The organism is Rhizobacter sp. (genome assembly GCA_021153565.1).
Classification (GTDB): domain Bacteria; phylum Pseudomonadota; class Gammaproteobacteria; order Burkholderiales; family Burkholderiaceae_C; genus Albitalea.
The window spans coordinates 1-10,150 of the sequence record JAJKJU010000042.1; the positions used below are offsets into that span (position 1 = coordinate 1).

Genomic DNA, 10,150 nt, shown 5'->3' on the forward strand with positions numbered 1-10,150 from the left:
CACCTGCACCTGCACCCGCACCCGCACCCGCACCTGCACCTGCACCTGCACCTGCACCTACACCGTCGATCACAACGGCGCTCGGCATGCCCAGTCGGCTTCTCGCCGGGCTTGGCGCCGGCAACGCGATCTCGGACATGAACAGCCAGCAGATCCGCCCGGACATCATCGACACGTACCTCGTGGGCGTTGGCCCGGGCTCATGGCCCTACTGGAACAGTCCGGACGGTGCCTATGTGACTTACGTCTCGGCCAACGACAAGGCAATCGGGGCGGTGCCGATGTTCACGCTGTACCAGATGGCCACCGCTGGCGAAGCCAACATGACCCCGGTCAACGACGTGACGTTCATGACGACCTACTGGTCGCAAGCAAGGCTGATGTACCAGAAGATTGGCGCCACCGGCCAGCCCACCTTGGTCAACCTCGAGCCTGACTTCTGGGGCTTCGTGCAGGCCAAGTCAGGCGGCGATCCGGCAACGGTGCCGGCTCGCGTCAGCATGGTCCCCGAATGCGCCGGCCAGCCGGATAACGCAGCAGGCATCGCCGGGTGCCTGCTGACCCTCGGCCGGACCTACGCGCCCAAGGCGAAGATCGGCTTCCCGCCATCGTTCTGGGGGCAGAGTGCCACCAGCGTGGGCAACTTCATGGCGAAGGTCGGCGCCGACAAGGCCGACTTCATCGTGGCCCAGACGAGCGACCGTGATGCCGGCTGCTTCGAAATGCCGACGCCGGTGGCCGAGTGTGCGGGCCGTGGCAATGGGCCCTTCTACTGGGACGAGAGCAACGCGACGTCACCCAATTTCAGCGAGAGCCTTGCACAGTGGAATACGGTGCACAGCATCCTCGGCAATCTGCCCATCCTGTTCTGGCAAACGCCGTTGGGGGTGCCCTCGGCCACACCCGGTGGCACGCCCGGACACTACCGGGACAATCGGGTGCACTACATGCTCACGAATCCGACACAGTACACGGCAATCGGCACGTTCGCGATCGTGTTCAGTGCAGGCGGCAGCACGTCGGCAACCATCACGACCGACGGTGGGCAGTTCGCCCGCCTGTTCAAGGCGTACCTGGCAAGCCCAGCGCCGTTTCCACACTGAATGTCACTAGGCGGTCAACGGCAGCACCTACTTCCATGAAGTCGCCGCGGACAACGCCGCCGGTGAAGGATCGGCATCCGCCCAATCGAGCGGCGCGACGCCGGCCGTTCCTGTCGCGGCGGCGACGGCGCCGATGGGCGTGACCGCGACGGCCGGCAACGGCCAGGTGGAGGTGAGTTGGACGGGCGTGACCAGAGCGACGTCTGAGGAGAGCCGGCTCTGGTCGTCTGAACACGCAGTTGCCTGAGAGAAGTGGATTGGCTGCGGTTTGAACTGTTTCAATCTTGGGCCCCTGCCAGGCCGCCGGAGGCGCCCCGGTTGAGCCCGCGTATTTCGTTCCTCGACACTGACCGCGGCGGCGCACAACTTCACGAGACTGCGCACCTTGGCGTCATTGGGTCCGCTGTGCACGCCACGAGCGCTGAATGGAATCGGTGTCTATGTCCTGGAGACAAATTAACATCAGGTTGAATCGCACCAACCATGAATCTATCTCCGATGCGCATCTGCTCAATCACCTTCATAGCCGCTCTGGCCCTGCATGCCCTGTCCGCGCAAGCTCATGGCATCTGGTTCGCGCAGCGCGCCGACAGACTTGCGCTGGTCTACGGCGACGGTGCCGAGGACCTCGACCTTGTCAAGCGTCTGCCGAAGATCAACTCGGTTGGCGGTGTCGGGGGTGATGGCCAGGCAGTGGCCGTGACACTCGAGCCCGAGGGCAGGGTGCCTTTCGTGAGCATGGCGAACAAGCCCCTGATCGTTACCGCGACCATGAACAATGGGCTGTGGTCCAAGTCACCGGACGGCACCTGGCACGGCAAGGGCAAGGACGAAGTGACCAATGCAAGGACCAGCGGTCTCTACCTGAAATACGCCTCGCACTTGGTGGCTCTGCCCGGCGGGCCCGTGGCGCCAGTGCAGAACATGGCGCTCCAAATCGTGCCAATAAGCGCGAAGTTTCCGCGCCACAAGGATGAGGTGCTTACCGTGCGGGTGCTATTCGAGGGCAAACCTCTGCCTGGCGCCAAGGTCTGGCAGGACATCGTCACTGATCCCGATGGGAATCCTCTTGTTGCCGACAAGGAAGGCCGCGTCACGCTTCCTGTGCGTAATCAGGGCCTCAATGTGCTGGCCGCGGAACACGAGTCCGCACCGATGGATTCCGGCAAGGCCGACATGACGCATCACTTCGCGACACTGAGTTTCATCCTCGAGCACGCGCCGGAATAGGCTGCACGACCTTCGGCAACCCGGTCTTGGGAACAAGGAGGAGTTGCATTCAGCCTCTCAGTCCCGAACCCGGACTTCGAGAAGATTGCGAAGCGCTTTCCCCCCTCCAAAGCTCCCCTGGGCCGGCACCTCGCCACCCAGAGACATGCGGATTGCGCAGTACTTGAACTCAGGGATCTTTGCGAACGGGTCCAGAGCCGAATTCGTCAGCCGGTTGATCGCGGCTTCGTAGTAGCAGAACGGCACGAACACCGTGCCGCGCGGTGAGCCTTCATCGGCTCGCGCATAAAGCGTGACTTCGCCGCGACGCGATTCGATCGTCACCACATCGCCCGGCTTGCCGCCCATTGCAGCCAAGTCCAGAGGATTCACCAGCGCGACCGGATCAGGCTCAATCGCATCGAGCGTGCTCGAGCGCCGCGACATGCTGCCGGTGTGCCAATGCTCGAGTTGTCGCCCGGTGATCAGCACCATCGGGTATTGGGCGTCGGGGCGCTCGTCGGCCGGAATGATGTCCGCAGGCACGAAGCGCGCGCGACCGCCTTCGCGTGGGAAGTTCTCAGTGAACACCACCTGATCGCCCGGGTCGCCTTCCTTCACGCAAGGGTAGGTGACGGCGTGCTCGCGCTCGACGCGGTCCCAGGTGATGCCGGCGATGCTCGGCATCGTGTGACGCATCTCGTCGAACACTTCGGACACATCGCCGTATTGCCAGTCGAGCCCGAGGCGTTGCGCGATCTGCTGGATGATCCACAGGTCCTGCTTCGCATCGCCGGGCGGTTTGATGGCCTGGCGGCCCATCTGCACAAGCCGGTCGGTGTTGGTAAAGGTGCCTGTTTTCTCGGGGAAGGCGCTGGCCGGCAGGATCACGTCAGCGAGGCAGGCGGTTTCCGTGAGAAAGATGTCCTGCACCACGAGATGATCGAGTGCGGCGAGTGCTTCGCGCGCATGGTTGGCGTCGGGGTCCGACATCGCGGGGTTCTCGCCCATCACGTACATGCCACGGATGCCGCCTTGCTTGATGGCATGCATGACCTCGACGACGGTAAGCCCGGGCGTGTCATCCAGCGTGCTCCGGGGCAGCCTCCACGCCTCTTCGAAGCGCTGGCGCACCAACGGGTCGGACACACGCTGGTAGTCGGGGAACATCATCGGGATCAGGCCGGCATCGGACGCGCCCTGCACGTTGTTCTGGCCGCGCAGCGGATGCAGCCCGGTGCCGGGCCGGCCGATCTGTCCCGTCATCAGCGACAGCGCGATCAGGCAACGTGCGTTGTCGGTGCCGTGCACGTGCTGCGACACGCCCATGCCCCACAGGATCATCGACGCCTTCGACGTGGCGAAGAGACGCGCAACCTCGCGGATCGTGCCGGCATCGATGCCGCAGATGGGCGCCATCGCATCGGGCCCGTAACCTTCGACGTTCTTGCGCAGCTCGTCGTAGCCAATGGTGCGCCTGGCAATGAACTCTTCATCGACCAGCCCCTCGGTGACGATCACGTTCATCATCGCGTTGAGCAGTGCGACATCGGTGTCAGGCTTGAACTGCACATAGCGATGCGCAATGCGCGCGAGGTCGGAACGGCGCGGGTCGCACACGATCAGCTTGGTGCCGTTCTTCACTGCGTTCTTGATCCACGTCGCGCCCACCGGATGGTTCATGCTTGGGTTGGCGCCGATCAGCAGCACCACGTCGGCCTTGGTCACATCCATCAGCGGGTTCGACACCGCGCCCGAGCCGATGCCTTCCAACAGGGCGGCCACCGACGACGCATGGCACAGTCGTGTGCAATGGTCGACGTTGTTGCTGCCGAAGCCCGTGCGCACGAGCTTCTGGAACAGATAGGCCTCTTCGTTGCTGCCCTTGGCCGAACCAAAGCCGGCGAGAGACCTCTTGCCATGCTGATCGCGGATCTGCGCGAGCTTGCCGCCTGCGAGTTCGAGTGCCTCGTCCCAGGTCGCTTCGCGGAACACATCCATCCAACGCTCCGGGTCCATCGCGAAGTCGCCTGTCTTGGGCACACCTTCGCGTCGGATCAAAGGCTTGGTGAGCCGGTGGGGATGGTGCGCGTAGTCGAAGCCGTAACGGCCCTTCACGCACAGCCGCTCGTGGTTCGCCGGGCCGTCGCGTCCCTCGACGAAGAGGATCTTGTCGTCCTTGATGTTGTAGGTGAGCTGGCAGCCGACGCCGCAGTACGGGCACACCGAAGCCACCTGCTTGTCGGGCACGGCCATCGCCACCTCGCGGGCGGGCATCAGCGCGCCGGTCGGGCAGGCCTGCACGCACTCACCGCAGGCGACGCAGGTTGACGCGCCCATCGGGTCGTCCATGTCAAACACGATCTTCGCCTTATCGCCGCGGAAGGCGAGGCCGATGACGTCGTTGACCTGCTCGTCACGACATGCGCGAAGGCAGCGCGTGCACTGGATACAAGCGTCGAGGTTGACGGCAATGGCCGGGTGCGAGAGATCATGGGCGACCTGTTCACGTGCCTCGAAGCGCGGCTTGCCGACCCCAAGCTTGCGCGCCCATTCGTCGAGTTCGTTGTGTCGCGTGTAGGCAGTCTCCGGCATGTCGGAAAGCAGCAGCTCCAGCACCAACGTTTGTGACTTGCGCACCCGCTCGTTGTTGGTGCTGACCTTCATGCCCGCGGCCGGCGTGCGGCAGCAGGAGGGCGCCAACACCCGTTCGCCGGCGATCTCGACCATGCACGAGCGGCAGTTGCCGACGGTGTCGAGACCTTGTCTGTAGCAAAGGTGCGGAATCTCGACGCCTTCGCGCTTGGCGATCTCGATGATGGGTTCGTTGATGCGGCCCGACACGGTGCGGCCGTCGAGCTCGAACGTGACGAGTGGGGCGTTGAGCTGCTCGCTCTGGATGTTCGCGTTCATGTCGAGCCCTCAAGCGCAGCCCTTTCAGGGTCTTTACACAGTCTGGTATTGCTCCCTCTCCCTCTGGGAGAGGGTTGGGGTGAGGGCCGTGGGCCGTGAATGAGGACATGGGACTGCCATCGCCGCAGCCCCTCACCCAACCTCTCCCCAGAGGGGAGAAGAGCCAATGCACGACCTTGGTCCTCAAGCGGCCACCGCGGATCCGGCTTTGCCGGTCCGCCGGTGGCGCCCCCCGGGGGAAGGCGCCGAAGGCGCTTCGGGGAGGTCATGTCATCTCTTTCGGAAAGTACTTCACGACGCAGTCGATCACATTGGGCGCCGCTTGGCCCAGACCGCAGATCGACGCGTCGCGCATCACGATCGACAGGTCGGCCAGCAACTCCACGTCCCAGTGCGGCTTTTCGATCAGTGCCGAGGCTTTGGCCGTGCCATTGCGGCAGGGCGTGCACTGGCCGCAGGACTCGTGCTTGAAGAACCGCATCATGTTGCGCGCTGCGCCCACGGCGCTGTCCTGGTCCGACAGCACGATGACTGCCGCCGATCCGATGAAGCAACCGTAGGGCTGCAGCGTGTCGAAGTCGAGCGGGATGTCGTTCATCGTGGCGGGCAGGATGCCTCCCGATGCACCTCCGGGCAGGTAGGCATAGAAAGCGTGGCCGTCCTGCATGCCGCCGCAGTACTCGTCGATCAACTGCTGGATCGTGATGCCGGCCGGTGCGAGCTTCACGCCTGGCTGCTTCACCCGGCCCGAGACGGAGAACGATCGCAGTCCCTTGCGTCCGTTGCGGCCGTGCGAGGCGAACCACTCGCCACCTTTTTGCACGAGTTCTCGTACCCAGAACAGCGTCTCGAAGTTGTGCTCCAAGGTCGGCCGGCCGAACAGGCCGACCTGCGCGACGTAGGGCGGGCGAAGCCGCGGCATGCCGCGCTTGCCCTCGATCGATTCGATCATCGCGGACTCCTCGCCGCAGATGTAGGCGCCTGCGCCGCGGCGCAGGATGATCTCGGGCATCGCCGCGATGGGCGGCTTCGCGCGCAGCTTCTCGAGTTCGGTCTCCAGCAGCGCGCGGCAGCCGTGGTATTCGTCGCGCAGGTAGATGTAGATGCGAGCGATGCCGACCGTCCACGCTGCGATCAACACGCCTTCGAGAAAGCGGTGCGGGTCGCGTTCGAGCAGAACGCGGTCCTTGAAGGTGCCCGGCTCGCCTTCGTCGATGTTGACGGCCATCAGTCGGGGCGCTGGCTCGTTGCGGACGATGCGCCATTTGCGCCCCGCCGGAAACCCCGCGCCGCCAAGCCCTCGCAGGCCGGAGTTTTCGAGCGCGTGGATCACCGACTCGACCTCGCGTTGGCCCGACACGCATTCATTCAACAAGGCGTAGCCGCCATTGGCCTGGTAGCTCGCGTAGTCGATGTGGCCTTCGGGCAGGTGGCGCGTCGGGCTCGCCTTGACCTTGGCGACCAACTGATTGCAACTCGCGTTCGGCACCGGGTTCTGCCCGACCACCACGGCAGGGGCCTGCTCGCAGCGGCCAATGCACGGCGCCGGAATGACACGCACGTCCTTCCCGAGCAACTGGGGCAGACGCGCGAGCAGGTCTCTCGCACCAGCCATTTCGCACGATAAACCGTCGCACACCCGCACCGTGAGCGGGGGCGGTGCGGCATCGCCTTCCTTCACGATGTCGAAGTGGTGATAGAAGCTTGCGACCTCGAACACTTCGGTCTGCGAGAGATGCATCTCCTGCGCCAGTGCCGCGAGGTGCGCGGCCGAAAGGTGCCCGAAGCTGTCCTGGATTTTGTGCAGGTGTTCGATCAGCAGGTCACGCTGGCGCGACCCGTTGCCGAGCAGGCGCTGCACTGCGTCCAGCGCACCCGGGTCGACCCGCCGTCCCTTGGGTGCTTGGCGCTTGCGCTGCTTGGAGACCTCGACCTCCATCACCGCGATGGGAATCACAGGGCGATTCATTTCAGTTTCTCCACCGCGCCCATCGGCACGAATGACCCGAAGGACATCGTACGTCCATCCGCATGCGCCGGTGGCACCTTTGGCAAGTCGCTGCCGTCCTTTGCCATCCCCATCGCCATGGTTTCAGCATGACAACCAGGAGGCGATGGAGAACTCTCAGGCGCGGCCCACGGCGGCGCGCTGATCGTGCTCGACGCGAACAGCGGTTCGGCCTGTCAAGAGGCGCGCTTCAAGCCACAGAAAGCTGCCGAAACCAACTGTCACGACTAACTCATGTCGCTCGGCAACATTGAGGCACTTATCCGATGTGTATCGACTAGGATCGGCGCCCTGGAATTGGGGGTGCAGGTGAGGGAGGTTGGTCCCGATGGTTCCAACATGCTGTCGGGCAGAGAAGGATTTGGAAATGGACACGATGACAATGCCGGCGAATGGATTGGGCAGCCACGAATCAACTGGGCTACCGCAAACATCTGCAGAGTCGCCCCGTAAGCTTTTGCTGGTCGATGATCACGAGTTGGTGCGCCAGGGTGTGAAGTTGCTGTATACGGAACTGCATGGCTTGCCTCTCGAATGGTTGGAGGCGGATTCGCTCCACGAGGCGCTGGCGATTTATGCGCGCGAGAGACAAATTGACGCGGTGCTGCTCGATCTGAACTTGGCCGACTGCAAAGGACTGCAGGGGCTTCGTCGATTCATCGGGGCACACCCGGCCGCCCGGATTGCGGTGATCAGTGCGACAGAAGACGAATTCGTCATACGCCAGGCACGTGCGCTGGGCGCAGTCGCGTACATACCCAAAGGTGTCGCGGGCCGCGAGATGCGAGATGCACTGTCGGCGCTGCTGTGGCCGCCAGGTCAGCAGTCACGTGGATTCGCTCCCGGCAATGCGCTGTTCCCGCGCTTTCCACCGTCGGCCATGCACGAGCGCGTCGCGGAATTGGGGCCGCAGCACATCGAGCTCCTCGAACTCGTACTCAGCGGACTCACCAATCAGGAGATCAGCAACACGATGCATCTGGCGCTTGGCACGGTGAAGAACTACGTGTCGTCGCTGCTGCTGGCGCTGGACGTGAAATCGCGCTCGCACATGGTCAGCTTGTTCCGTTGAACTTGCCCGGCTTTCGTCGAGCTGTCAGGGGAGGGCTTCCACCAGAAAATCCTCCGCACGGCTGGTCTCAATTTTCGAACATCTGCACTCCCGGCCGATCCCGCGGGCCTGGCCCCTGAACTCGCCATCTCACCTGCTGGCCGGGCCTACCTCGAGGTCGCGCACAGCAATGCCGACACCCCGGTATCGACCGCAACGACGCGCATCGCGAAGGCCTTCGAGTGCAGCGCTGCGTACGGCTTGCTGCAATTAGGCGCCGTGGAATTGGGCAGCGCCTTGCCCCCCGCGCTGGCTTTCGGCCGCGAGTTCGCCCATCTGGGCAGGCAGAGGCAGCGCGCTTTGCACCCCACTTGCGAATGCTGGTCGCGCATCCTTCGGCGATTCCATCCAAGGAGTTGGCGGCGTTCTCCGCACAACGGCTTGCGAGCGTGGACATCGTCGTGACGAGCTACGCAAGCGTGGGGCGCCTGGCCTGGATGGCCGAGGAGCAATGGTCGCTGATCGCGATCTGCGCATCGAGACCGGCATGGTCAAAGCGCTCGTGTCCGGTTCGGATATTTACAGCGTCGAAATTGGTGTGCAGACTTTGGCGGCAACGACGTGGGGCGCGATCGTCAAGGAATGCTCGGGCAATGTTGCGTCCGTGGTCGCGTTGCTGCAAGGCCGCCTGTCGAATGCAGTGATGGAAACTGTGACACGCCGTGGTGACGGACTGTTCCCGCTGCCGAGACAAATCAGCTTGCGTTGCAGTTGCCCGGACGGGGCATCGCGATAAACCGATGGTCCGTCCGCCACCTCCGTTTCATCTGCGCCTTCGCCGATCTGCCTGCTCGATCAATCGCTCAGGCTTGTCGACGTCAGAAGCTTTGCCAATCATCGGTACCGTTGCTGACAGCGGCTGAAACGACGGCAGGCTGGGCCGACACTGTCGCTTTAGACGCTGCAGCTTGTTTGGTCTTGCCGAAGGAAGAAGGCCGCACCACATTCTTCGCGCGGCCAGGCCCGCGGCGCTCGGCAGCAGCCTTCCAACCATCGACAGCAGGAGTCGCTGCGTCGAACCTCGCCGCCATGGCCTGTGTACCGTGCGCCAGCTTGAACACGGCCACTGACTGCACCAGTTGCTGCGCTTGCTGCTTCAAGCTTTCAGCCGCCGCCGCGCTTTCCTCGACAAGCGCTGCGTTCTGCTGCGTGGCCTGGTCCATCTGACTCACTGCCTCGCCCATCTGGGCCACGCCCGCACTCTGTTCCGTGCTGGCTGCACTGATCTCGCCCATGATGTCCGTCACACGCTTGATTGACGAGACGATCTCTGTCATGGTCGATCCGGCTCGGTCGACCAGGACGGTGCCGTGCTCGACGCGCTCGACGCTCGCGGTGATGAGCGTCTTGATCTCTCCTTGGCCGCTTCTGCGCTGCGCTGCGCCAGGTTGCGCACTTCGCCGGCCACGACCGCAAACCCGCGGCCTTGCTCCCCGGCGCGCGCTGCTTCCACTGCGGCGTTCAGCGCGAGGATGTTGGTCTGGAACGCGATGCTGTCGATGACACCAATGATGTCGGCAATCTGCTTGGAGCTGTCATTGATGCCCTTCATCGTGTCGACGACCTGGCTCACCACTTCGCCGCCCTGCGTGGCCACCGTGGAGGCGCTCAGTGCCAGTTGGTTGGCCTGCCTGGCGTTGTCGGCGTTTTGCTTGACGGTGGAGCTCAGCTGTTCCATCGACGCAGCAGTTTCTTCGAGTGCGCTTGTTACGTCCCTCGAAGTACTGGACTCGCGAGCGCCTGATGTCCCCGGTACTTTCCGGGCATTCCTGAGAACGGCTCCTTAAGCGGCCCGGGACACCGCGC

Annotated in this window: 7 protein-coding genes and 1 pseudogene; 4 read left to right on the forward strand and 4 right to left on the reverse strand. The window is 63.8% G+C overall.

Features of this window, described 5'->3' with window-relative positions; genetic code table 11:
* Positions 1–1,103: hypothetical protein (locus tag AC30NL_RS03060; protein WP_489462543.1), on the forward strand; the 1,103-nt coding region annotated here is incomplete at its 5' end.
* Positions 1,104–1,130: 27 nt separating this feature from the next.
* Here AC30NL_RS03060 and AC30NL_RS03065 read toward each other — a convergent pair.
* Complete coding sequence (locus tag AC30NL_RS03065) at positions 1,131–1,385, reverse strand: hypothetical protein (protein WP_489462544.1); 255 nt, start codon at positions 1,383–1,385, stop codon at positions 1,131–1,133.
* A 201-nt stretch (positions 1,386–1,586) separates the two neighbouring features.
* On the opposite strand from AC30NL_RS03065, the gene AC30NL_RS03070 reads away from it, so the two are divergent.
* On the forward strand, positions 1,587–2,333 hold the full coding sequence (locus tag AC30NL_RS03070; protein WP_489462545.1) for a DUF4198 domain-containing protein: 747 nt from the start codon (positions 1,587–1,589) through the stop codon (positions 2,331–2,333).
* 57 nt (positions 2,334–2,390) lie between these two features.
* On the opposite strand, the gene fdhF is transcribed toward AC30NL_RS03070, so the two are convergent.
* A complete protein-coding gene (fdhF, locus tag AC30NL_RS03075) occupies positions 2,391–5,225 on the reverse strand; it encodes a formate dehydrogenase subunit alpha (protein ID WP_489462546.1) in 2,835 nt (944 codons plus the stop codon).
* A gap of 265 nt (positions 5,226–5,490) precedes the next feature.
* Positions 5,491–7,194 (reverse strand): NAD(P)H-dependent oxidoreductase subunit E, encoded by a 1,704-nt coding sequence (locus AC30NL_RS03080; RefSeq protein WP_489462547.1) that lies wholly within the window; start codon positions 7,192–7,194, stop codon positions 5,491–5,493.
* 406 nt (positions 7,195–7,600) lie between these two features.
* On the opposite strand from AC30NL_RS03080, the gene AC30NL_RS03085 reads away from it, so the two are divergent.
* Both AC30NL_RS03085 and AC30NL_RS03090 read left to right on the forward strand, forming a co-directional pair.
* The gene (locus AC30NL_RS03085; protein ID WP_489462548.1) at positions 7,601–8,305 is read left to right on the forward strand and encodes a response regulator transcription factor; all 705 of its coding nucleotides are present in this window, start codon (positions 7,601–7,603) and stop codon (positions 8,303–8,305) included.
* 490 nt (positions 8,306–8,795) lie between these two features.
* Entirely contained in the window at positions 8,796–9,080 is a 285-nt protein-coding gene (locus tag AC30NL_RS03090; RefSeq protein WP_489462549.1) for a hypothetical protein, read from the forward strand.
* A gap of 82 nt (positions 9,081–9,162) precedes the next feature.
* Here the strand turns inward: AC30NL_RS03090 and AC30NL_RS03095 are convergent.
* Positions 9,163–10,052: pseudogene (locus tag AC30NL_RS03095) on the reverse strand (methyl-accepting chemotaxis protein); the annotation flags it as partial.
* Positions 10,053–10,150 lie beyond the last annotated feature (98 nt).

Excerpts from the sequence above, each read along its gene's own strand:
- AC30NL_RS03090 (WP_489462549.1), top strand. The coding sequence starts at position 8,796 with ATGGTCGCTGATCGCGATCTGCGCATCGAGACCGGCATGGTCAAAGCG.
- AC30NL_RS03070 (WP_489462545.1), top strand. The coding sequence starts at position 1,587 with ATGAATCTATCTCCGATGCGCATCTGCTCAATCACCTTCATAGCCGCT.
- AC30NL_RS03085 (WP_489462548.1), top strand. The coding sequence starts at position 7,601 with ATGGACACGATGACAATGCCGGCGAATGGATTGGGCAGCCACGAATCA.
- AC30NL_RS03080 (WP_489462547.1), bottom strand. The coding sequence starts at position 7,194 with ATGAATCGCCCTGTGATTCCCATCGCGGTGATGGAGGTCGAGGTCTCC.
- fdhF (WP_489462546.1), bottom strand. The coding sequence starts at position 5,225 with ATGAACGCGAACATCCAGAGCGAGCAGCTCAACGCCCCACTCGTCACG.